Below are 23227 nucleotides of genomic sequence, written 5' to 3'. Positions count from 1 at the left end.
TGAATATTTTGGCAAAAAGTCTAGTACTCGCCGAAAAACCATCAGTTGCACGTGATATTGCTCGTGTGCTGAATTGTAATAAGAAAGGCAATGGCTACTTAGAAGGTAGTCAATATATCGTTACTTGGGCGCTCGGTCACTTAGTAACTTTAAGAGACCCTGAGAAATACGATACTAAATATCAAAAATGGGATTTAAACGATTTACCGATGCTACCTAGCCCACTTAAACTGACCCATATTCCTAAGACGACCAAGCAGTTTAAAGCGGTGCAAAGTCAGTTAAAACGAAAAGACGTCAATGAAGTGATTATTGCGACGGATGCGGGCCGTGAAGGCGAGCTCGTTGCACGTTGGATTTTAGATTATGCAAGAGTGAACAAACCTATCAAACGTCTATGGATTTCATCAGTCACTGATAAAGCAATCCAAAACGGTTTTAAAAACTTACAACCAGGTCAGAAGTATCTTAATCTCTATCATGCTGCTGTTGCTAGAAGTGAAGCAGATTGGTATGTCGGCTTGAATGCGACAAGAGCATTAACAACCAAACATAATGCCCAACTCAACTGTGGTCGCGTACAAACACCGACCTTAGCGATTATTCAAGAGCGTGAGGAAGTCATTAAGAATTTCAAACCCAAAACGTACTATGGTATCGATGTCCAAACGAATGTTTTGAAATTCAAGTGGTGCGATCATAATGGTAAAACAAGTATTTTTAATGAAGATAAAATCAACCAAGTCGAAGAAAAATTAAAGGCTAAAACGCTGACTGTTAAAGACGTTCAGAAAAAGCAGAAAAAGCAGTATGCACCGGGACTATATGATTTAACAGAACTCCAAAGAGATGCCAATAATATCTTTGGTATGTCAGCTAAAGAAACCTTACAGACAACCCAAAACTTATATGAGCGTCATAAGGTCTTAACTTACCCGCGTACGGACTCTAAGTTTTTATCATCTGATATTGTAGAAACCTTGAAAGAAAGAGTTCAAGCGAGTGGCATTGGTCAGTTTAGTAAGCCTAGTGCTAAGATTTTACGTTCACCTATAAAGGCACATGGCTCATTCGTTAACGATCAAAAAGTGAGTGACCACCATGCTATTATTCCAACTGAAAGTCCAGTCTTCTTCTCCGATTTTTCTGAAAGGGAAAAACGCATCTATGAACTTGTGGTTAAGCGCTTCTTAAGTGTCCTTCTACCTCCTTATGAATATGAAGAAACGACAGTTGCTGCTGAAATTAATGGTGAAACACTCGTCAGCAAGTTTAATCGAGTAATTAATCAAGGGTTTAAAATTCTATATAATGAAGCAACTTCTGATGTTGAGCACAGCATCAAAGTGGGCGATACACTCCCTATCAATAAGGTGGCTCAAACGACTGGTGAAACTACACCTCCAGCGAGATTTACAGAAGCATCTCTCCTTCAGGCGATGGAAAATCCAGCTAAGTACTTTGATATGGATGCTAAACATAAGAAAACTTTATCTCTTTCAGGTGGTTTAGGTACTGTTGCCACAAGAGCCGATATTATTGATAAACTGTTTAATACTTTTTATCTAGAGAAAAATGGACAGGCCATCAAGCTGACGTCTAAAGGAAAACAACTCTTAGATTTAGCACCAGACATTCTTAAATCTCCTGTGACTACAGCTGAGTGGGAAAAACAGCTTGAGCAAATTGAAAAAGGTCAGCTGAAAAAAGATAAATTTATCGACCACATGAAACAACATACCAAGGAAATTGTAGCTGACATTAAAGCTAGTGAAAAAACCTTTAAGCATGATAACTTATCAGGTCGTGATTGCCCAGAATGTGGTAAACCTTTACTAGAAGTGAAAGGGAAAAAGGGTAAAATGCTTGTCTGTCAGGACCGAGAATGTGGTTATAAACGAAATGTGGCGAAAATTACTAATGCACGTTGTCCGAACTGTAAGAAAAAAATGACCTTGAGCGGATCAGGTGATGGTCAGATTTTCACTTGTACTTGTGGACATAGAGAAAAGCTATCAACCTTCCAAGCGCGTCGTAGTAAAGCTAATAAAGGTAAAGTAGATAAAAGAACGATCAATCAATATACAAATCAAAAAGAAGAGCCTATTAACAATGCTCTAGCTGAACAATTAAAAGGACTCAAATTCGATTAAGATTAATGGTTTTAGAAGCTTTCACTAAGCTTCTAAGGCCATTTTTTTATTTAAAGACAAGATTTCTCTTAAATACAAGAAAATATTGACCTAGGTCAATTTAAAGCATGACAGCTTACCATACAATGAAGTTAGTAAAGGAAATCAAATACATTCAGGAGGAGATTTACTTATGAAAACGAACTTAAGAACAGAGGATTTAACTTGCCCAAGCTGCATTAAGAAAATTGAGACAGGCATTAGTAAAAAAGATGGTGTAAGTAAAGTAGACGTGAAATTTAACTTAAACAAAGTCACAGTAGAACACGACGACAGAGTCACTGGTGAAGATATTAAGAGTACAATCGAGCAATTAGGTTACCCTGTTAAATCTGTAAAAACAAGTTCATAAATTCAGGAGGAATTAATATGGCGCTATGGTTTAACAAACATTTGAACAAATTGATGTTTACCTCTGGTGCGTTGATTGTCATTGGCCTAATCTTCATGTATTTTGGCTATTCATCTATCCGTGACCTGACCTTTATTATGGCCACACTGATAGGTATTGGACCGATTATACAACGTGCCTGGAGTGCACTTACCGTTAAAAGTTTCAGTATTGAACTGCTGATTACTATCGCAGTGATTGGCGCACTATTTATACAAGAGTATACAGAAGGTGCAATCGTTACTTTTCTTTTCTTATTTGGAGCCTACCTTGAAAAACGTACATTGGCAAAAACAAGAAATTCTATCCAGTCCCTACTCGATATGGCACCAAACGTTGCAAAGGTTATGCGTGGCGGTGAAATTGTAGAAGTCGATATCGATGATGTAGAAGTCGGTGAAACAGTACTAGTCCACCCGGGTGGTAAAATTCCTGTTGACGGTACCATCATCAAAGGAAAAGCACAGATTAATGAGTCTGCCATTTCAGGTGAATCGGTGCTGCAAAATAAAACTTTAGAAGATGAAGTCTATAGTGGTAGTATCATTGATACTGGCTATATTGAACTCAAGGCAACAAAAGTCGGTGAAGATACGACATTTTCTAAAATCATTGAACTTGTCGAAGAAGCATCTGAACAAAAAAGTAGTACAGAGAAATTCCTCAATCGCTTCGCCCAGTATTATACACCTGCAATCGTTGTTCTTAGTTTACTCGTTGGCCTATTAACAAGAGATGTTCATCTTGCCATTACCTTCCTAGTAATTGCTTGTCCAGGTGCCTTAATTATTGGAGCCCCTGTCGCTTATGTTGCGGGTATCGGTAATAGTGCGAAAAACGGAGTCCTAATCAAAGGTGGAGATATCGTAGATCGCTTCGCTAAAATCGATACGGTCATTTTTGACAAAACAGGTACTCTAACACAAGGACGACCGAGTGTGACTAATATCAAAATCTATAATGATATGACTGAAGATGAAATTTTAGCTCTATCTGCATCTCTTGAACAAGTCAGTGAACACCATCTTGGTCGAACAATTATCAAAGAAGCAGATGATAGAAAACTAACAGAACAGTATGTCGAAGTTACGGATGCTGAGGCAATTAAAGCCCGTGGTGTGGCAGGTACAGTCGGTGATGACAAATACTTCATTGGAAATAAGAAATTAATCGATGAAGAGAATATCACCATTTCTGACGACATTTTAAACTATTACATTAAAGAACAAAAAGAAGGGCAAACCGCGATGTTTATCGCTAAGAATAAGGACATCATTGGTCTAATCTCCATCATGGATAAAATTAAAAGTGATGCTCATGCTGCTGTTAAAAACCTTAGAGCTAACGGTGCTAAAAAATTAGTGATGCTTACAGGAGACAACTATTATGCAGCTGAGAAAGTGTCAAATATTCTTGGTCTGGATGAATTCCATGCAGAACTCTTACCTGCTGAAAAGATGGCTTATATTGAAAATGAGCAAACAAATAATCGTAAAGTCATGATGGTTGGTGACGGAATCAATGATGCCCCTGCCCTAGCACTGAGTGAAGTGGGTGTTGCCATGGGTCATGGCGGAACCGACATCGCTATGGAAACTGCAGACGTCGTTCTAATGAGTGATAAGCTTTCTAAACTCACTCTCGGTTACAACATGTCAAAATCAACCTTTAATGTCATGTTACAAAATACTGCCATCGCTTTAATTACAGTTATTCTCTTACTCTTCGGTGTCATCTACGGCTACATCCACCTTGCATCCGGTATGTTAATTCATCAAGCCAGCGTGTTAGCAGTAATTGTTAATGCAATGCGCTTGTTACCGATGAAAACCAAAGATAAGAATAAAGAAAAAGTTGCTCATAAAGAAGCACCTGTTCAATAGTTTCATAAACAAAATTACACTTATCATCTAGCTCTCAAGTTTTTCTTAGGGTTAGATGATTGTGTTTCGTTTTCTTTGACTATTACAAGTGGTTCGCTATGATTTAATATAAGAGGCTTAATATCTTCTAAGAATAGAGGGATATCAATTGGAATTAAAAGGTCATGAGCTATGTGTCAGCAGAGTGCCAATATTCAACCACCTTGCAGATGAAGAACTGTTGGAAGTCTTCGATAAAATTAATACCAGACAATTGAATAAAGGCGATTATCTATATATGGCAGGAGACAATAATCATTCCTTATATGTTTTACACGCTGGAAAAGCGAGAATTTATCGCTTAAATGACCAAGGGAAAGAGCAGTTAGTTAGAGTACTGGGTCATGCTGATTTTACAGGTGAACTTGCGCTTTTCAACCAGGCACATCAACATGAGTCTTACGCAGAAATAATGGAAGACGCTCAGGTATGTGTCATCGACAGAGAAGATATTTATGAGCTCATGCAAAAATATCCTAATATCAGTATCAAATTTATGGAGAGCTTTGCAAAGAGGTTAAATGAATCTGAGTCATTGACTTCAAATATTTCACTTCTCAGCACGAGTGAGAGGTTAAAAGAATATATCCGCACTCACAGAAAAGAAGATAAAATAGAGCTAGAAATGACTAAGAAAGATCTTGCTTCTTACTTAAGTATGCAACCTGAAACGCTGACTCGTAATTTTAAAAAGCTTGAAGAACAAGGTGTTATCAAGAAAATCGATAATAAAAGCTATGACATTATAGATATATAAAACATCCCTTAAGTCGGGTTTAAAACCCAATTTAAGGGATGTTTCCTATTGTTCTATATATTCGTATTTTACTTCTTCCTTATCTTCATCATAAGCCACTTTTAAGTCATATCCATCGAAGAACCACACATCTTGTTCTTCTACATAAAACTCGATTCCATCTTTTTCAACAGACACAGACTTTTTAGAATCATCATTATCCAATTTAAAAGCGAGTGAGTAGCCTTCCCTAATTGGACTTGTGCCGTAAATTTGAACGTTGAATTGAACCTTGTTTCCCGCTTCAACTTCCACTTCTTCTTTAAACCAATTTAGAGCTTGATCTGTAATCGTAATTTCCATTTTCATACCACCCCTAATTTGTCTTATGTTCATTGTACTAAATATATTTATTTTTCTATAAGAAAACACTTTGAAATATCTTCATTCCAAAGTGTCTTTTATCATCTTACTTATCAAAAAAGTATTCATTTAGTTTTAACGGTTCTATGTAATTGCCGTCTTTATACACTCGCATATTACCACCTGAAATTTCATCGATTAGTAAGATTTCTCCAGTTTCTTCATCTCTACCAAACTCTAATTTAATGTCGTATAAATCTAAGCCTTTTTTAGAGAGTTCATCCTTAATTAGCTGGCTAATTCTCACCGTGAGTGCTGAAATTTCATCGTATGATTCAGTATCTAAAATGTTTAATGCATCGAGTGCTGATTTATTGATTACTGGATCCTGACGCTCATCGTCTTTTAGAGTCACTTCAACATAAGCAGGTAGTGATTCGCCTTCTTTAACATAAGCACCATAGCGTCTATAAAAGCTGCCAACTGCTTTAAATCTACAAATGACTTCTAAGCCTTTACCAAAGACAGAAACTTTTTTCACTTTCATTAAGCGATTATCAACTACTGAACTAATAAAGTGTGTCGGTATACCGGCAGCATTGAGTTTTTCAAAGAAATAAGTAGTCATCTCTAGCCCAACAATACCAGAACCTTCAACTGTTAGACCCACCTGATTTTCCCCTGGATCAAAGACGCCGTCCTTTCCAGTCATATCATCTTTAAAATATAAGACCGTCGCACCTTCTTCGTCCTTGTACACATCTTTCGTCTTTCCTTTGTAAATTAAATCCAAAATGAATGCACCCCATTAAACAGATTTGTCATGTTAATAATTTTACTTCTTTACTAAGTAATTCGCAATTGTTATTGGAATATATAGAAAATAATCTAAACACATTCTTCCAACCAAATTGAGAGTGAAGATATCCTTTTAGTGTTCTTTACTTAATAATTGGGTTAATCTATAAGAGAAAATCGTTAGATTAATTTATAGAGGTGAGACATTTGCAGGATCTTATTTATATAATCACTTTAGTATCTATAGGATATTTACTAGGCAGCCTAAATACCGCCTTAATCGTTAGTAAACTATATGGTATCAATATTAGAGAACACGGCAGCAAAACAGCTGGACTGACTAATACATATAGAGTAATGGGTAAGGTTGCCGCATTTTATGTCTTACTTGGTGATGTTTTAAAAGGTGTTATTGCGTCTGTAATTGGTTTAGCCATTGGTATGTTCTTCTTTACCGATCCATTCATGCACTCAGTGAGTCTTTTAGCAGCCGGTGTAGGTGCAATTATTGGCCACAATTGGCCACTCTACTTTAACTTTAAAGGTGGTAAAGGTGCGCTCACTTCTTTTGCAGTCCTGTGTATGGCTGACTGGAAAATCGGTCTGATTTGTATCACTATTTTTATTCTTATCACACTAACCACACGCTATGTTTCTCTAGCGACCATAACAGCTACAACCATCGCAGCAATTTTGTCTTGTCTACCTGTCTTTGATCACACACCGTACTTTAGTCTATTAATTTGTGTCATGGCTTTAGTCATTATTATTAAGCATCGTTCTAATATAAAGAGACTCTTGAAAGGCCAGGAGAACAGGATTAGTGTCTGATTGTTTTTTCCTGGTCTCTGCCTACGGTCCATATCCTCACTCCTCCAACTCTTTCAACTTGCGCTTTTTCAATACTCTCTCTATATACCCTGTGCCAAACAGAACCCCAGTCACTATGAAAACAAAACCGATAATTTGATTGATATTAATGACTTCTTTGAGGAATATTACAGAGAAGATTACTCCAAAGAAAGGCACGAAGTTATTGAATATTGCTGTTTTTGATGCCCCGATTTTTTGAATGGCTGAGTTAAACACCATGTGTCCAATACCAGTTGCAACAATCCCTGACATAAATAAGACAGCATAGACTCCAACAGATGCCTCAGCCATACCTTCTAATCCAGATGGTTCCATAACTAAAGCAAGGATCAAAAGACCCAGTGAACCGCTTAAATACATGACAGTCGTCACAGCTTTTGAATCTAAGGTTGCCGTTGCTTTCTTTATAAAGATAAAACTGATTGCTTGAGCAAACATCGACATGAACAGCATGCCTTCACCTATGGATAAACTAAAAGCATCTACAGTAGCGCCTTGAATTAAGAACACACCAAATAGAGCTAAGACAAAACCAGTGATTCTAGCTTTGGTTAGATTTTCTCCTAAGAAAATCACTCCTAAAACTGCAGTAGCTATAGGCACTAAAGCTAAAATTAAGGATGCGTTTGATGCTGGAATTGATTGTAAACCAAGTGCTAAAAATAAGTGGTGTGCCATGACCCCAAAGATCATACCAAGTATGGTAAATGTCCATTCTCTTTTTGTTAAGCGTCTTAGTTCCTTCGTAAAAAGAACGATGATTAAAGCAGTCACACCAGCAATCATAATACGAAAAGCGGTCATTGTTTGAGCTGGCATGTTTTCTACCAATACTTTAAGAAAGACAACATTCAAACCCCAAATCGCAGTGATAAAAAATACTAAACCATATGTAAAAATCAGTCCCCGCTCTTTCACTCCATCACACCCCTTAAATCATCTATTGCATTAAATATAGGCTATCATGTCTCATAAACCAAAGCATTAATTCTAAAACTATAAACTTTTGTAGCAATTTAAAAATGCACCTGACTTAAGTTGAGTCAAGTGCATAAGATATAGTAAACAGTCAGTTAATTTTTGAAGGTGGATAAATGGTCACTCAAAAAGTCTTTGACACTTCTAGCAGGTCTGCCTAATAAATCCTCTATATCAGAAGTGATAAGATGTTTATCAGATCCTTTATAAGCCTTAGAAATATAAGCTAAATCATAAGCCCGCCATTCAGGAGTTCCACTTTCTAATAAATCTCTTTCAAAGTCCTTAGGTGACTGTGCTTGATATGTGATTGTCTTACCTAATAAAGATGAAAGTGTTTCTGCTATCTCATCATAATTTTCGGCATGTGGACTTGTCAGTGTATAAATTTTTGAATTATGATTTTCTGTAGTTAGGATTGTTGCGGCAACCTCTGCAACATCACGAATATCCACTAAAGAGTACGCATCATGTGCCATAGGCGCCAAAAATGTATTGTTTTCAGCCACAGAATCCCCAAAACGAAGTAAATTTTGCATGTATAAATGCGGCCGGATAAAGGTCCACTCCATGCCTGAATCTTTAATTGCATCTTCAATTTCTGCATGATCTCTCATCAAAGCAACTGGTGAATTTTTATCAGCACCAAAAGCAGATAATTTAACGATATGTTTAACACCTTGACGCTTAGCAGCTTGGATGACATTAAGATGTTGTTGAACTTGATCTGGATTATCTTGTCCAATCAACATCAAACGATCGACACCCTCAAGCGCTTTTTCAAGCGACTCCATATCCTCAAAAGTACCCTCAGCAACCTGTATATTTTCATTTTTTAAATCACCTAAATGATTTTCATCCCTTACAAAGACCCTTACATCCGCTTTTGATTGAATTAACCCTTCAGTAATCTTACTTCCAATTTGTCCAGTTGCACCAGTGACTAAAATCATTGCTACACCCCTTAAAAATCTGTTTATTGTTCAATACCCTGAACTTAGATGATCTATACTTTCCAATAGTTTTTCTTAGTCTAACACCATCTAACATGATATACTTAGCAAAAATTTTAGAGGTTTTATTATGAAGAAAAAATTATTATCTTTTGCTGTAATCATCATTCTAATTTTGACTCTTGGAACAATTTTTATAGTGACTGATGTGGATGATAAGTCAGAAACATTTATATCCAAAATAAAAGAAGAGATTAGGCAAATAAGGGATCCTATGTCACATAATCCTTATGACGATGGGCAGTGTACTCAATATGTGTTTGATAAAGTTAATGAGGACAAAATGATGATTGAAAAATCATGGAGCGATGCTGAACATTGGGCAAACCGTGCCAAAGATGATGGTTATGAGGTAAACGATACACCAAAAGAAGGGTCCTTATTACAGACTGAATCTGGACCGATTGGTCACGTGGCCTATATTGAAAATATCAATGAAGATGGCTCCATTGATATATCAGAAATGAACTTAAACACACCCCATGAAATTACAAACAGAACAATCGAACAAGAGAATATCGATAAATACTCATATATCCATCCTAAAGAAAATCCTTATGCAGCTGAAACAGATTAAAAATTAATCATCTTCCGCTTCTTCTTCAATCTCTTCCGTCGTTTTTCTTCTTTGTTGTTGTCTATAGCCGTAAGTACTATTTAACAGTATCTTTTCATTATTAAATGCGGTACCTAGCGCACCAATAAATGTAGATAGACTGGTTCCAATCCATACAGTGTATAAATATGGACCTAGTCCAACAGAATCTACTGACAAGTTTTGTGCGACCTGACTAGGTGGAATTAACAGTAAAATGATCGTTAAAAACATTACAAATAATAAGACATAATACATGATCACTGTAATAAGAAGGGTCAAGACTGTCGTGACATTATATAACCTTCTAATATGTGGCTGTTCTTCCCCAGTTTTTTTCTCCCACAAATTATTAGAAATGATAATCCACACTACTAAAGTAATGATAGCTGCTAACATCAATAATATTGACCGTCCAACACTATAATTTGTACTCAGTCCCCAAATAGTCGGAAAGACTAAAGCATAAGTTCCAGTAGTAAAAGCGATAATTATAATCTTTAGAAATGCTTGAAATAATTTAAACGGTCGATTGGCATTCACCATTCCAGAAATGATTTTTATCAAACCAGCAGTGTCTGAACCTAAAGTGTACCTTGCATGAACACTACTGTCTTTTTCATGTAACACCTCACGCCTTAATGGTGAAATGACTTCAAAGAATCTTTTACCCACAAGATTTTTCGGTCCTTGATATTTAACTTCATTATCTTCCTCTTGATCTTGCTTAACTTCTGATTCTCTTCTTTCTTGGTCAGAACTTCCAAAATAAATTTCATCCATCATTTGAATGATAGATTCCCTGACACGCTTTTTCATCGGAGTAAAACCAAAACCAGGTAAACTAATAAAAGCAATTTTCTTATCACTATGAACCTCAGCAGTAATCGGTTTTCTGTCATCAAATAAAGGAAGATCTGTCAGCGTAATTGCATAATCCCAGTCTTTGTTTTCCATCTCAAAACGAGTCCACTCTATTGCTCTTTCTGCATAGTTCGTACCACCAGTCCAACTATCTACATGACATTCAATCTTCCAAGTGATATCACTATTTACAAAGCGTTTCAACTGCTTTGGTAGATCTTCTACTAACTCTTTAATAATTGCTTCCACGTAACCTGGCGCAACAATTAAGCCGAGTGTCTTTTCCTGCACATAATCACCTACACTTCACTATAATCTTTTGATTATTCTTATTAAAATGAATTGAAGTGGAATTCTTAGATAAAGTAAGGGTTTTGGTACTCTAATTTCACCCAGAGGAATTTCTTTTCTAGCCATGTATATATTTGCAGGTAGTACTGCATATAAAAATCCACTAATCATTGTTTTCATTAATGTTCCTGGACGTTTAACGAGTAGAACTAAACCAAAAATTATCTCTACGATCCCACTTATAATCACGATGCCCTGTTTAAAAGGTAGATAACTCGGGACTATTTTTTTAAATCCGTCCAATCTCTTAAAATGAAGAATACCCGCAATTGTAAAGACACTTGCCATTATATACCTAAATAAATTTTTCATATTATTCCTCTTTCTATTGAAAATTATATATTTATAATACTACCCATCTCAATACGTACCTGTAACATTTTCAGATTTAATAGAACATATGCCACTTTAATTAAAAGTGCTATAATACCAATATATTGTTTGAAAATTCTGTAACTATAGGAGGTTCTCATGTCTAATCACTCTACTTCTGCTTTAACTCGGACCCGACTCACTTTACTAGAAGGCGTATCATTAATCGTTGGTGCCAACATTGGTGCAGGTATTCTTAGTCTGGCTTTCGGTGCTAAAAATGCTGGCTGGCCAGTACTTGTATTTTGGGTCATCGTTGCAGGTATATTCACGACTATTTCTATGCTTTACGTTGCAGAAACGACCTTGAGAACTAAAAAAGACTACCAATTAAGTGGTCTAGCCGAGAAGTACGTTGGTAAACTCGGCTCATGGTTAATGTTTTTATCTGTAACAGTCAACTCTATTGGAGCATTGATTGCATATACAGCAGGTAGTGGATCTATCCTCGCTGAATTCTTTAATATACCACCTACACTCGGAAGTATTATCTTTTTCATTCCAGCTATTATTGTAATTTGGTTTGGCTTAAAAGCTACAGGAGTGGCAGAGAAATTTATTACTCTCGGCATGCTTGCACTTATTGTTATTTTAATTGCTGCATCTATTATTGGACCAGGACTTAAGTCAGAATTTCTCTTGTACTCTAACTGGAAATTTGCCATTCCTGTATTCTCACTAACAATTTTTGCTTTCTTAGCTCAGTACACAGTGCCCGAACTCGCTCGTGGTTATGACAAAGATGAAATTAAGAAGTTGCCTAAAGCAATAATTCTGGGAATGACAATTACTGCTGTTCTCTTAATACTTGTACCCATGGCTGCTCTCGGTTTAACAGGACCAGATGATGTAACTGAAGTGGTGACTATTGCCTGGGCAGATGCTTTAGGTCAATGGGCATTCTTTACTGCAAATGGTTTTGCGCTTTTAGCTATGATGACATCATTTTGGGCAATCGGTCAGAGCTTTTTAACTAATATTGTTGATAAATTTAAATTCCCATCAGAATGGGATATTAAATATCGTTTGATATCCTTAGCTTTCGTTGTAGTTCCGCCTTTCGTCCTCGCATACAGTGGACTCGTCGGCTTCGTAGATGCTATATCTATCGCAGGTGCTTTTGCAGGTGTGATTATGGCTGTCATTCCAGTTATGATGATCAATAAAGCCCGGAAGGTAAATGAACAAGAGCCCGCCTGGACATGTGGACGGTTAGCACACCCTGCCATCCAGACAGCACTCATCATTCTCTTTAGTTCAGCAGCGCTTTATACATTTTTAGGTTTACTAAACTTATTACCAAAAGGTTGGTGATTTTTTGAAAAAATTAAGCAAAGATCATACCATCAATCATTTTTCTCCAGATTTAAAAAGTGTAATGACAGTAGATTTAAACGAGCAATTTATGGTAGAAACGCATGATTGCTATGGTGGTCAGGTTAAGGATGAAGATACTTTAAGAGGGAATATTGACCGCTCTATTTTAAATTTAGCGACCGGTCCTATATTTATAAATGGTTTAAAAAAAGGTGACGTTGTGAAGTTAAATATTGATAATATCGAGCTTGGTTCCTACGGCATTATGATGACAGACCATGGCCTCGGTGTTTTAGGAAACACAATTCAAACCGCTTCAACTAAACTTTTACCTGTCCAAGATGGACGAGTAAAATTTACTGAAAATCTAAGTATGCCTGTTAAACCAATGATTGGTGTGATTGGTTTAGCAACTGCACAAGATAAAATTCATACTGCCTCACCAGGCAGTCATGGTGGCAATATGGATACAACCGATATTAAACCAGGTAATGCATTATATCTTCCAGTATTTCAAGATGGTGGTCTCCTTGCCATGGGAGATTTACATGCCACTATGGGAGATGGGGAGCTTGATGGCACAGGTGTCGAAATTGATGGACTCGTTACCTTAACCGCTTCAAAAATTGAAGGCTTGTCTCTTACAAACCCTATTGTAGAAAGCTCTGATGCATTTTTCTTTATCGCATCAGCTAAAACCTTAGATGAAGCCATAGAGCTTGCTTCACAAAATACAGTTGATTATTTAGAAGCTGCTTTAGATGTAAGCTACGATATTGCCTACAGACTCTTGTCAGCCTGCTGTGACATTCGAATTTCTCAAGTGGTGAACCCTCTAGTCACCGTAAGAGTGAAAGTGCCCAAGACCCTATTAGAACAACTATAAGAAATAAATATTTACGCATATGTTAAAAGCATATGCGTTTTTTATTAATTTATAAAAATGTAATATAACTTATAATTATGTATTTTAAATGTTGAGAAAATTCTATATTTATGTATAATTAAAGCCACAAAGGGGTGGTGTCTTATGCCAAATAATTTAGATAATGATGAAACAAAAAAGGAATTTAATTTTTTTATCGCTTTGATTCCATTAGTCGTTATGGTTGTGTCCATGTTATACGCCATTGTTGTAATTGAAACTGATCCACATCTCCCACTAATTATTGGGACAATTACTGCAGCGATTGTTGCTCTTTTGAGCGGTTTTAAATTTGATGACCTTGAAGAGATGATGTATAAGGGGATACGTCTCGCTTTACCTGCTGTAATTATTATCATGCTAGTCGGTTTAATTATCGGTTCATGGATCGGTGGCGGCGTTGTTGCTTCCATGGTTTACTACGGTTTAATGATAATTAATCCTCAATATTTTTTACTAACTATTTGTTTAATCTGTAGTATCGTGTCACTGGCTATCGGCAGCTCATGGTCTACTATGGCAACGATTGGTGTTGCTGGGATGGGAATTGGTGTCAGCATGGGAATTAATCCTGCTATGATTGCTGGTGCGGTTATTTCAGGTTCTTATTTTGGTGATAAAATGTCGCCACTATCTGATACAACCAATCTCGCTTCTGGATTAACAAATACAGATTTATTTGTACATATTAAACATATGATGTATACAACGATTCCAGGTTTACTTATCGCTTTAGTTGCATATTTTTTTATCGGCATTAATGTCATTGGCAGTAATACAGCATCATCTGCTGATATTCAAGAGATGCTGACAACTATGGATGAAAACTTCGTAATTAGTCCGTGGTTGCTCCTCGTTCCAGCTTTAGTCATTCTTTGTATTATTATGAAGGTTAAGGCTGTGCCTGCGCTGGTTATCGGTGTATTTCTTGGGATAATTTGTTCTATTTTTGTTCAAGGAGAGTCACTTGCGAATTCTACTTCATTCTTAATGAATGGTTTTGTCATGGAGTCTGGTAATGACATGGTCAACAACCTCTTTAACCGTGGAGGATTGATGGAAATGATGTACACTATTTCCATGACAATCGTTGCTATGACATTTGCAGGTGTACTTGAATATACAGGTATGCTCAAATCAATTATGAATCAGATTCTTAAAATCGCTAAAGGGACAGTGGGCATTATTACAGCGACAATTGTATCTTGCTTTGCGACTAACGCTACTTGTTCTGAACAATATATTTCAATCGTTGTGCCTTCAAGAATGTTCTTAAGAACATATATTGAAAACAAGCTACATTCGAAGAATTTATCACGTTCACTAGAAGATGGAGGTACGCTTACTTCAGTCTTCATTCCATGGAACACATGTGGTGTATTTATTTACGGAACACTCGGTGTATCAGCATTTGAGTATGCACCCTACGCTGTACTTAATTTCTCAGTTCCGATTATCGCCATAATCTTAGCTGCGACTGGTATTGGAATTACTAGGATTACTTCAAAAGAAAGAGATGCTTATTTAGCGGAACACTATCCAGAAGAAGTTGAAGCAAAACCTGCGACAGCATAAAATTTTTATATATTTACAGTCAATCATCCAAAATTAACCGATGATTGGCTGTTTTATTTTGATAAATATTTCACATAATTGCTAATTATTCCCTTAAAATATGGTAAAATAAGCTAGGTTCAATCGTATCTCGTTTTCATAGAGCTATTATAAATTTAAGAGGTGTAGAAATAAGTGGTAGAAAAGATTAAAAGAGAGTGGTTTTCAAATATAAGGGCTGATATTCTTGCAGGTACTGTGGTTGCCTTAGCTTTAATTCCAGAAGCTATCGCTTTCTCCATTATTGCGGGTGTCGATCCTATGGTCGGTTTGTATGCCTCCTTTTGTATAGTCGTCATCATTGCCTTTGTTGGTGGACGTCCTGGAATGATTTCCGCTGCAACTGGTGCAATGGCCTTAGTTATGGCGCCGTTAGTAAGAGAACATGGTCTTGATTATTTATTAGTAGCTACAGTGTTAACAGGTATAATTCAGCTACTCTTTGGTATTTTCAAGGTATCTAGGTTTATGAAGTTCATACCAAGGGCTGTCATGATCGGTTTCGTCAACGCCTTAGCCATTTTAATTTTTATGGCTCAAGTGCCTCATTTTATTGGTATTTCAAATATGACCTACCTTTTTGTAGCAATTACTTTAGCAATCGTATACATTCTTCCAAGATTCTTCAAAGCGATTCCCGCTCCCTTAATTGCAATTGTTGTTTTAACGTCCGTCGCACTTTATGCAAATATAGATTTACGTTCTGTTGGTGATTTAGGTGCAATCACAAGATCATTACCAGAATTCTTTATTCCAAATGTTCCTTTGACATTTGAGACACTAGCAATCGTCTTTCCTTTTTCTTTAGCACTAGCAATTGTCGGCTTGCTGGAGTCTTTACTCACAGCTTCTATCGTCGATGATATGACAGATACTGAGAGTGATAAAAATAGAGAAGCTAGAGGTCAAGGTATCGCAAATATCGTTACAGGTTTCTTCGGTGGTATGGCTGGATGTGCCATGATTGGTCAGTCTGTCATCAACGTTAAATCCGGTGGACGTGGTCGACTATCTACCCTAACTGCAGGTGCATTATTGATGTTCCTCATTATCGTTTTAGGAAATTTAGTGGTACAAATACCCATGCCTGTTCTAGTAGGAATCATGATCATGGTATCAATCGGGACCTTTGATTGGTCATCATTTACTTATCTTAGAAAAGCACCAAAAGCAGATGCTATTGTAATGCTAGTCACTGTTGGAATCGTTGTAGCAACTAACGATTTGTCAAAAGGTGTCTTTGCTGGTGTAATTTTAAGTGCAATATTCTTTGTTGCTAAAATATCTAAACTGAAAGTCAAAGAACACCACGATAACAAACATCTGATTTTTAAAGTAGATGGTCAATTATTTTTCGCGTCAACTGAGGATTTTATCGCGTCGTTTGATTTTAGTGTTGAGAATGAAGATATCATCATTGATTTCTCAAACGCTCGTATATGGGATGACTCTGCTGTGGGTGCCGTCGATAAGGTCGTAATGAAATACCGAGAGAAAAATAATAGAGTAACCATTAAAGACTTAGATACATCCAGTCAAAAATTACTGAATGAATTAGCCGTATATAATAAAGGGTAACGTTCTTTATACTTAATAAGATTGGGGCGGTCAAAATGTATAAAACAATATTACTTGCTGTTGATGGCTCAGAAAACTCTTTAAGGGCAACTGACGAAGCAGTAAAAATCGCATCTCTAATTCCAGATTGTCAAATAGTCGTTGTATTCGTTGCTGATTTTTCTAAGTCAAAAAATGAAATTCTTCATGCCCAAGGAAAAGAAGAGTTAGAATATGCTCGTCGCAAAAAAATGCTTCCTGTAGAAGAAAAGATTAATTCTAAGAATATAAACTACCAACTTAAAATATTACGTGGCAACCCTGGTCCAACAATCATTGAACATGCAGATCAAGAAAAAGCAGATATGGTTGTCATAGGTAGCCGTGGCCTTAATACCTTACAAGAAATGGTATTAGGTAGTGTCAGCCATGAAGTCATGAAAAATGCGAACTGTCCTGTTCTTATAGTTAAATAAGCATATATAAAAAGCCAAAACTCTGTATATCATACAAAGTTTTGGCTTTTTAGCTTGTTATGCAATTTATTTTCTTACCAGCTCGCTTTTCTCACACCTGGAATTTGTCCTTTATGAGCTAATTCACGAAAAGCAATACGAGACATATCAAATTTTCTCATATATCCACGAGGTCTACCCGTTACCCCACAACGATTGTTTACACGCGTTGGTGATGAGTCTCTAGGTAATTTTTGTAGTGCTTCATAATCACCTTTTGCTTTTAATTCTCTTCTTAACTCTGCATACTGTTCAACTAATTGTTCACGCTTTTGAGCTTTAACAACTTTTGATTTTTTAGCCAAATAATCTCTCCTATATTTTGATTTATACGTACATGGTAATATATCGTAATTGTTACGATTTATCAAGTGGAAAATCTTCTCTTATTGGCTACTTTATTTCTCTTGTCTTTCAACTAAATCGTTAAGCACTTCTGTAAGGTCTACATCGATAAATGAGTCCCGAATTTTATTAGGATATAAATTTCAACTTTGTCTAATTAAAAACCCCTTTAAGTTTCACTTTTCAAGTGTCTACATAAAGGGGTATATCTAGCTTAAGCGTACTTTAAATTATGTTCTTACTCCCACTCAATCGTTGCTGGTGGTTTACTTGTCACATCATATACAACACGGTTGATGTGTCTCACTTCATTCACTAGGCGCTTTGAAATTTTTTCTAATACGTCCCAGTCAATTTTTGCAAATTCACTTGTCATTCCATCGATGCTCGTTACTGCACGGACGCCGATTGTGTAATCATATGTTCTATAATCTCCTGTTACACCGACTGATCTGATATTCGGTAATACTGTAAAGTACTGCCAAATATCTCTTTCTAGCCCTGCTTTCGCGATTTCATCTCTTAGAATCCAGTCACTTTCTCTCACAATTTCAAGTTTTTCTTCAGTAATTTCACCTAAAACTCTAATACCAAGTCCTGGTCCTGGGAATGGTTGTCTCCACACTAAGTGTTCAGGAATACCAAGCTCAATTCCTAATTCACGTACTTCATCTTTAAAGAGTGTGTTTAATGGCTCAATCAATTCAAACTGCATATCTTCAGGTAGCCCACCAACATTATGATGAGATTTAATTGTCTTAGCAGTTTCTGTACCTGATTCTATAATATCTGTATACAGCGTACCTTGTGCTAAGAAATCAATACCTTTAAGTTTTGAAGCTTCATCATCAAAGACATAAATAAATTCATTACCAATGATTTTACGTTTTTGTTCTGGGTCAGAAACACCTTTAAGTTTAGACATGAAACGGTCTTTAGCATCGATTTTAATAATATTCATATTAAAGCCTTCACCAAATTGCTCCATTACCATCTCCGCTTCACCTTTACGAAGTAAGCCGTGGTCAACAAAGATACAAGTTAACTGATCTCCTATTGCTTTATGAAGCAGCACAGCTGTAACAGATGAGTCTACACCACCACTCATGGCACAGAGTACTTGTTTATCTCCAACTTGTTCACGAATTTTTTCAATTTCAATATCGATAAAGTTATCCATCGTCCACTGACCATGGCAACCACAGATTTTACGGATAAAGTTCTCAATGAAATGATTACCATTTTCTGTATGTCTAGATTCCGGATGGAACTGCACACCATAGAACGGTTTTTCTTCATGAACAACCGCTGCTGTTGGACAGTTCACAGTTTCTGCTACTGCTTTAAAACCATCGCCAAGCTGAGTCACTTTATCACCATGACTCATCAAGACTGTTTCGATTTTGTCCCAACCTTCAAAAATGTCAACTTCATTATTTAGGTGCATTTCAGTTGCGCCTGATTCTTTCTCATCAGAGTTCACAACTTCTCCACCGTTCATTTGCATCATGAGTTGCATACCATAGCAAATTCCAAGTACAGGCACGCCGAGTTCAAAGACACCTGGATCTACGCTAAACGCATCTTCTGCATATACTGAACGTGGGCCGCCTGATAGGATAATTCCCTTAGGATCTAATTCCTTAATTTCTTCTAGTGAAATACTTGGGTTATGCAGTTCACTATAGACTCCTAAGTCACGAATACGACGTGTAATCAATTGATTATACTGACTACCGAAGTCTATTACTAAAATAAGTTCTTGCTCTTTTGCCATTTCCATTCGGTTAAGACTCCTTATCTACTATAGTTTGGGGCTTCTTTTGTTACTTGAACATTATGTGGGTGACTTTCAATTAAACCAGCAGCTGTGATTTTAACAAACTGACTACTTTCTCTTAGTGCTTCAAGATTTTTAGAGCCTGTGTAACCCATACCTGAGCGCAGGCCACCAATCAATTGGTAAACCGTATCAGCAACAGGTCCTTTGTACTCTGTACGGCCTTCAATACCTTCTGGTACAAATTTCTTAGCTTCTGTATCTTCTTGGAAGTAGCGATCTTTTGAACCTTGTTCCATTGCGCCTAATGATCCCATACCTCTATATGTTTTATAGCGACGGCCTTGGAACATTTCAGTTTCACCAGGTGCTTCTTCTGTACCTGCAAGTAGACTACCTAACATGACAACATGTCCACCTGCTGCTAGGGCTTTAACGATATCACCTGAAAGTTTAATACCACCATCAGCGATAATTGCTTTACCATGTTTACGTGCTTCAGAAGCTGCATCGTAAATTGCTGAAATTTGTGGAACACCAACACCTGTAACTACGCGAGTTGTACAGATTGAACCTGGTCCAATTCCAACTTTAACAACATCTACACCCGCTTCAATTAGTGCACGTGTACCTTCTGCAGTCGCTACATTCCCTGCAATCAATGTCGTTTCTGGGAATTTATTACGAATGTCTTTAATCGCCTCTAAAACACCTTGTGAGTGTCCATGTGCTGTATCGATAACTAATGCATCTACGCCCGCCGCAATAAGCTCAGTCGCGCGTTTTTCAGTTTCTTTTGCAATCCCAATTGCCGCTGCAACTAGTAGACGTCCTTGGTCATCTTTAGCAGCATTAGGAAACTCGATCACTTTCTCAATATCTTTAATAGTAATGAGTCCACATAAGACGTTATTCTCATCAACTAATGGCAGTTTTTCAATGCGGTGTTCTTGTAGAATTCTACCTGCATCTTCAAGCTTAGTACCAACTGGTGCTGTCACTAAGTTATCCTTTGTCATGACTTCTTCAATAGTGATAGAATAGTTTTCGATAAAACGCATATCTCTATTAGTGATGATACCAATCAATTTTTTCTCTTCTGGATTGTTAACGATTGGTACACCTGAAATACGGTATTTACTCATCAAGTGTTCTGCAGCAAAGACCTGCTCTTCTTTAGTTAAAAAGAATGGATCTTTGATTACGCCATTTTCAGAACGTTTTACTTTCTCAACTTCATCTCGTTGACGTTCAATAGACATGTTTTTATGGATAACACCAAGTCCACCTTGTCTTGCTAAAGCAATGGCCATCTTAGATTCTGTGACTGTGTCCATTCCCGCACTGATTAATGGAATGTTTAACTTCAAATTTGGAGCAAGCTCAACCGACAGGTCAACTTCTTTAGGTAATACCTCTGAGTGTGCTGGTAAAAGTAGCACATCATCGAACGTTAGTCCTTCTTTTTTAAACTTATCTTCCCACATAATAAAAACTGCCTCCTAAATGTTGTAATCAAATCGTAAACTGCTAGGCTATAAAATGTTAATTGACCAATTATAGCAAAAAACCGAACTGATAATCAAGATTTGTTCATTTTTATTATATCTTATTATAAAACAATGCATATTTTTTATAAAGTCAGAGTTAAAGTTCGGAATTTTTAGACATTTGCTTGCTTTCGAAAGTTTAATATTAGGATTCTAGGGAATAGTGAAATAAGATAAAAATTTGAGGTGAATCATGATGTTACACATAGAAAAGTACGATACTGATAATGAGATCTTAGAAAGAGTCGATCAACTTAAAACGGAACAAGATTATTACGAAGAATACTTTCATGTTATTGGTCTAGAGGATAAGGAACCAGACTGGACAGATTACATGGGTTTAGTGTATAACCCACATTCCAACAGTACAACTTTTAAAGATATCTTCACTAATAATGTAAAAGCAGAGAAATATCTTGAAGCACGTGGCTTAGAGTCTGATTTAATTTCATCCTACCTTAAATTCGTTGAGGAAGGAAGATTTTTACTCGTTTATAACAGTGATTCCTTAAAACAAAATGATCGACGAGACTCAGTTGAAGCGACAATACAAAAAGGACCTGAAGAATAAATATTCTTCAGGTTTTTTCTATAGTAAAAAATTCATTTGTGACTGACGTGCGATAAGGATTTCGGTCAAATGATCTTCTGATAAAAATTCATGTTCTCTATACTTTTCATACTTAGCTAACATCTGTCTGTACTGTTTTAAATTTAAGTTGTGTCCTTGATTTTTTATAGAAATCACAGCACGTTTAGTTTTCACTAAAAATACATAGTAGCTTAAGTGCTGAAATTCTTGGATATCAAAGCCGGTAAAATTCGTATAAAACTGACTTTCTATTAATTCCATCTTGCTAGGCGTCAACTGAAGCAATGATTTTGTGACATGTTTAAACATAGACATTATAAATTCAACCTCAACAGATACGTCGATAGGAATCGCTTCATTCCTTAAGCCAAGTAAATCAAGCACTTCATCATAATGAAAATGGATACCTTCTTTTATAGTGTGAATACAAAAATCACACAGAATTTGATATTCATAGTCATCTGACTTTGCTTTCTTAGCTTCTAAAATACTAATCCACTTCATCCTATCTTTTTCCATTTTAAAGAATGGTGTTTCTTGTAAGTGTGCTTTCATCATATGTTTACGTATGCAGTTACAGAAATAGCATGCTTAAGCGGTAAAATCGCTCGTCTGTTACCAGCAATGTTCATACTTAAAGTCGCCTTATTCCTAAGTGAATTTGAAAAATAATCTACATTGGACATTCTATCTCATCAATCCTTCTGTTAATTTCTCTGTTGTGTTCAGAGTAACTCTATTATAAGTTGTCAGAAGTATTCTATTAATAGAAAATTATACCAATGCTTATATTTGGGAGATTGTTTGTAAACAGCACACAATTTATAAATTATTCATCAATTTCTTTCAAGAGATTTTCTATTTCCTTTTTCATATAAATTGACTGATTGTCATTTAAAAACTTCATTATCATGCGTCCAGTCCATGTTGCTTTATCATATTCTTCTTGTATAACATAGCCTTTTATTATGTAGTACACCAAACGAATTCTCGTGCGATAGTTGATAATCGTGGGATCTTCTTTATAGAGTGCTTCTGATCTAAGGTAAAAAGCTCCCCCATCCTCACCTTTAAGCTGTTCAATATATCCTTTTGCAATATAGATATTGATTTTAATATTATTCATGGAATCGATTCTTTCAAGACGCTCGAGTGCTTTATCAATATGAACTGATGCTGCTATATAGTCTTCTTGATGAATACACCACAAAGCTTTGTGCCAATCATAATAAACTGAATACTTTAGTGAATGTCGCCATTCTGCAATAGATAACTCATTGAGCGTTTTATCTATTAAGTTTAAGTTACCTTGTTCTCTTATCTTATCCAAATTATCCAGGATGGACATATTTGATCTCATTGAAACGTAAGTCACTAAATCTTCAAGTTGTAAATCTAGTACATTCATTACTTTTAAAGTCGATAAAAAGTTAAATTTTTGCTTGTTATCCCTGTCGTTTTCCAAACGGCTAATAAATGACTTTGATACACCTGCTTTTCTCGCTAAAACTTCTTGAGAAAAGTTATACTCTTGGCGACGTTCCGACACAATAGACCAATTGATTTGCATAAATGCCCTCCCTC

Annotated in this window: 23 protein-coding genes; 12 read left to right on the top strand and 11 right to left on the bottom strand. The window is 36.3% G+C overall.

The features are described from left to right. The first annotated feature begins 8 nt into the window (after positions 1-8). The 4 genes from JEOSCH030_RS02060 to JEOSCH030_RS02045 all read left to right on the top strand — a co-directional run bounded on the left by JEOSCH030_RS02060 (position 9) and on the right by JEOSCH030_RS02045 (position 5262). Positions 9-2153, top strand: a complete 2145-nt coding sequence (locus tag JEOSCH030_RS02060; RefSeq protein ID WP_185124955.1) for a DNA topoisomerase III — start codon at positions 9-11, stop codon at positions 2151-2153. A 172-nt stretch (positions 2154-2325) separates the two neighbouring features. Beyond that, entirely contained in the window at positions 2326-2544 is a 219-nt protein-coding gene (locus JEOSCH030_RS02055) for a heavy-metal-associated domain-containing protein (protein WP_185124954.1), read from the top strand. Between the two features lie 17 nt (positions 2545-2561). Further along, on the top strand, positions 2562-4466 hold the full coding sequence (locus tag JEOSCH030_RS02050; protein WP_185124953.1) for a heavy metal translocating P-type ATPase: 1905 nt from the start codon (positions 2562-2564) through the stop codon (positions 4464-4466). A 148-nt stretch (positions 4467-4614) separates the two neighbouring features. Continuing rightward, positions 4615-5262, top strand: coding sequence for a Crp/Fnr family transcriptional regulator (locus JEOSCH030_RS02045; RefSeq protein ID WP_185124952.1), 648 nt, complete (start codon positions 4615-4617; stop codon positions 5260-5262). 45 nt (positions 5263-5307) lie between these two features. Here JEOSCH030_RS02045 and JEOSCH030_RS02040 read toward each other — a convergent pair whose 3' ends face one another. Then, the gene (locus JEOSCH030_RS02040; protein WP_235962192.1) at positions 5308-5637 is read right to left on the bottom strand and encodes a HesB/YadR/YfhF family protein; all 330 of its coding nucleotides are present in this window, start codon (positions 5635-5637) and stop codon (positions 5308-5310) included. Positions 5638-5710: 73 nt separating this feature from the next. Further along, positions 5711-6397, bottom strand: a complete 687-nt coding sequence (locus tag JEOSCH030_RS02035; protein WP_185124951.1) for a phosphoribosylaminoimidazolesuccinocarboxamide synthase — start codon at positions 6395-6397, stop codon at positions 5711-5713. 212 nt (positions 6398-6609) lie between these two features. Here JEOSCH030_RS02035 and plsY point away from each other — a divergent pair, with 212 nt between their 5' ends. Next, on the top strand, positions 6610-7233 hold the full coding sequence (gene plsY, locus JEOSCH030_RS02030; RefSeq protein ID WP_185124950.1) for a glycerol-3-phosphate 1-O-acyltransferase PlsY: 624 nt from the start codon (positions 6610-6612) through the stop codon (positions 7231-7233). Between the two features lie 36 nt (positions 7234-7269). Here plsY and JEOSCH030_RS02025 read toward each other — a convergent pair whose 3' ends face one another. Together JEOSCH030_RS02025 and JEOSCH030_RS02020 are read right to left on the bottom strand one after the other, a co-directional pair. Continuing rightward, positions 7270-8193, bottom strand: coding sequence for a DMT family transporter (locus JEOSCH030_RS02025; RefSeq protein ID WP_185124949.1), 924 nt, complete (start codon positions 8191-8193; stop codon positions 7270-7272). 155 nt (positions 8194-8348) lie between these two features. Then, positions 8349-9206, bottom strand: a complete 858-nt coding sequence (locus JEOSCH030_RS02020) for an SDR family oxidoreductase (protein WP_185124948.1) — start codon at positions 9204-9206, stop codon at positions 8349-8351. Between the two features lie 130 nt (positions 9207-9336). Between JEOSCH030_RS02020 and JEOSCH030_RS02015 the strand changes: the two genes are divergently transcribed. Then, entirely contained in the window at positions 9337-9843 is a 507-nt protein-coding gene (locus JEOSCH030_RS02015; protein ID WP_185124947.1) for a CHAP domain-containing protein, read from the top strand. A 3-nt stretch (positions 9844-9846) separates the two neighbouring features. Here JEOSCH030_RS02015 and JEOSCH030_RS02010 read toward each other — a convergent pair whose 3' ends face one another. Together JEOSCH030_RS02010 and JEOSCH030_RS02005 are read right to left on the bottom strand one after the other, a co-directional pair. Then, on the bottom strand, positions 9847-11016 hold the full coding sequence (locus JEOSCH030_RS02010; RefSeq protein ID WP_185124946.1) for an MATE family efflux transporter: 1170 nt from the start codon (positions 11014-11016) through the stop codon (positions 9847-9849). A gap of 18 nt (positions 11017-11034) precedes the next feature. Beyond that, on the bottom strand, positions 11035-11388 hold the full coding sequence (locus JEOSCH030_RS02005) for a DoxX family protein (protein ID WP_185124945.1): 354 nt from the start codon (positions 11386-11388) through the stop codon (positions 11035-11037). A 159-nt stretch (positions 11389-11547) separates the two neighbouring features. Here JEOSCH030_RS02005 and JEOSCH030_RS02000 point away from each other — a divergent pair, with 159 nt between their 5' ends. From JEOSCH030_RS02000 to JEOSCH030_RS01980, 5 genes are all read left to right on the top strand, one after another. Then, positions 11548-12762 carry an aromatic amino acid transport family protein gene (locus JEOSCH030_RS02000; protein ID WP_185124944.1) on the top strand — a complete coding sequence of 405 codons (1215 nt, stop codon included), beginning with the start codon at positions 11548-11550 and terminating at the stop codon, positions 12760-12762. 4 nt (positions 12763-12766) lie between these two features. After that, complete coding sequence (locus JEOSCH030_RS01995) at positions 12767-13651, top strand: acetamidase/formamidase family protein (protein WP_185124943.1); 885 nt, start codon at positions 12767-12769, stop codon at positions 13649-13651. A 144-nt stretch (positions 13652-13795) separates the two neighbouring features. After that, entirely contained in the window at positions 13796-15265 is a 1470-nt protein-coding gene (nhaC, locus tag JEOSCH030_RS01990; RefSeq protein ID WP_185124942.1) for a Na+/H+ antiporter NhaC, read from the top strand. Positions 15266-15439: 174 nt separating this feature from the next. Continuing rightward, the gene (locus JEOSCH030_RS01985) at positions 15440-16882 is read left to right on the top strand and encodes a SulP family inorganic anion transporter (protein WP_185124941.1); all 1443 of its coding nucleotides are present in this window, start codon (positions 15440-15442) and stop codon (positions 16880-16882) included. A 35-nt stretch (positions 16883-16917) separates the two neighbouring features. Continuing rightward, a complete protein-coding gene (locus JEOSCH030_RS01980) occupies positions 16918-17337 on the top strand; it encodes a universal stress protein (RefSeq protein WP_185124940.1) in 420 nt (139 codons plus the stop codon). A gap of 74 nt (positions 17338-17411) precedes the next feature. On the opposite strand, the gene rpsN is transcribed toward JEOSCH030_RS01980, so the two are convergent. From rpsN to guaB, 3 genes are all read right to left on the bottom strand, one after another. Next, entirely contained in the window at positions 17412-17681 is a 270-nt protein-coding gene (gene rpsN / locus JEOSCH030_RS01975; protein WP_185124939.1) for a 30S ribosomal protein S14, read from the bottom strand. Between the two features lie 278 nt (positions 17682-17959). Then, on the bottom strand, positions 17960-19504 hold the full coding sequence (guaA, locus tag JEOSCH030_RS01970) for a glutamine-hydrolyzing GMP synthase (protein ID WP_235962191.1): 1545 nt from the start codon (positions 19502-19504) through the stop codon (positions 17960-17962). A 14-nt stretch (positions 19505-19518) separates the two neighbouring features. Next, on the bottom strand, positions 19519-20988 hold the full coding sequence (gene guaB / locus JEOSCH030_RS01965) for an IMP dehydrogenase (RefSeq protein WP_185124938.1): 1470 nt from the start codon (positions 20986-20988) through the stop codon (positions 19519-19521). Positions 20989-21244: 256 nt separating this feature from the next. On the opposite strand from guaB, the gene JEOSCH030_RS01960 reads away from it, so the two are divergent. Next, positions 21245-21622: a hypothetical protein gene (locus JEOSCH030_RS01960; protein ID WP_185124937.1), complete on the top strand. Its 378-nt coding sequence runs from the start codon at positions 21245-21247 to the stop codon at positions 21620-21622. An 18-nt stretch (positions 21623-21640) separates the two neighbouring features. Here JEOSCH030_RS01960 and JEOSCH030_RS01955 read toward each other — a convergent pair whose 3' ends face one another. Both JEOSCH030_RS01955 and JEOSCH030_RS01950 read right to left on the bottom strand, forming a co-directional pair. Then, the gene (locus tag JEOSCH030_RS01955; protein WP_185124936.1) at positions 21641-22201 is read right to left on the bottom strand and encodes a YfbU family protein; all 561 of its coding nucleotides are present in this window, start codon (positions 22199-22201) and stop codon (positions 21641-21643) included. A gap of 271 nt (positions 22202-22472) precedes the next feature. Then, a complete protein-coding gene (locus tag JEOSCH030_RS01950; protein WP_185124935.1) occupies positions 22473-23213 on the bottom strand; it encodes a helix-turn-helix domain-containing protein in 741 nt (246 codons plus the stop codon). Between the last annotated feature and the right edge of the window lie 14 nt (positions 23214-23227).

Source organism: Jeotgalicoccus meleagridis (assembly GCF_903994045.1).
GTDB lineage: Bacteria > Bacillota > Bacilli > Staphylococcales > Salinicoccaceae > Jeotgalicoccus > Jeotgalicoccus meleagridis.
The sequence above is the reverse complement of the archived record's forward strand: the minus strand, read 5'-3'. Positions and strand labels throughout refer to the sequence as shown.

Excerpts from the sequence above, each read along its gene's own strand:
- JEOSCH030_RS02055 (WP_185124954.1), top strand. The coding sequence starts at position 2,326 with ATGAAAACGAACTTAAGAACAGAGGATTTAACTTGCCCAAGCTGCATT.
- JEOSCH030_RS02050 (WP_185124953.1), top strand. The coding sequence starts at position 2,562 with ATGGCGCTATGGTTTAACAAACATTTGAACAAATTGATGTTTACCTCT.
- JEOSCH030_RS02040 (WP_235962192.1), bottom strand. The coding sequence starts at position 5,637 with ATGAACATAAGACAAATTAGGGGTGGTATGAAAATGGAAATTACGATT.
- JEOSCH030_RS02020 (WP_185124948.1), bottom strand. The coding sequence starts at position 9,206 with ATGATTTTAGTCACTGGTGCAACTGGACAAATTGGAAGTAAGATTACT.
- JEOSCH030_RS02015 (WP_185124947.1), top strand. The coding sequence starts at position 9,337 with ATGAAGAAAAAATTATTATCTTTTGCTGTAATCATCATTCTAATTTTG.
- JEOSCH030_RS02005 (WP_185124945.1), bottom strand. The coding sequence starts at position 11,388 with ATGAAAAATTTATTTAGGTATATAATGGCAAGTGTCTTTACAATTGCG.
- JEOSCH030_RS02000 (WP_185124944.1), top strand. The coding sequence starts at position 11,548 with ATGTCTAATCACTCTACTTCTGCTTTAACTCGGACCCGACTCACTTTA.
- nhaC (WP_185124942.1), top strand. The coding sequence starts at position 13,796 with ATGCCAAATAATTTAGATAATGATGAAACAAAAAAGGAATTTAATTTT.
- JEOSCH030_RS01980 (WP_185124940.1), top strand. The coding sequence starts at position 16,918 with ATGTATAAAACAATATTACTTGCTGTTGATGGCTCAGAAAACTCTTTA.
- guaA (WP_235962191.1), bottom strand. The coding sequence starts at position 19,504 with ATGGAAATGGCAAAAGAGCAAGAACTTATTTTAGTAATAGACTTCGGT.
- guaB (WP_185124938.1), bottom strand. The coding sequence starts at position 20,988 with ATGTGGGAAGATAAGTTTAAAAAAGAAGGACTAACGTTCGATGATGTG.
- JEOSCH030_RS01960 (WP_185124937.1), top strand. The coding sequence starts at position 21,245 with ATGATGTTACACATAGAAAAGTACGATACTGATAATGAGATCTTAGAA.
- JEOSCH030_RS01955 (WP_185124936.1), bottom strand. The coding sequence starts at position 22,201 with ATGATGAAAGCACACTTACAAGAAACACCATTCTTTAAAATGGAAAAA.
- JEOSCH030_RS01950 (WP_185124935.1), bottom strand. The coding sequence starts at position 23,213 with ATGCAAATCAATTGGTCTATTGTGTCGGAACGTCGCCAAGAGTATAAC.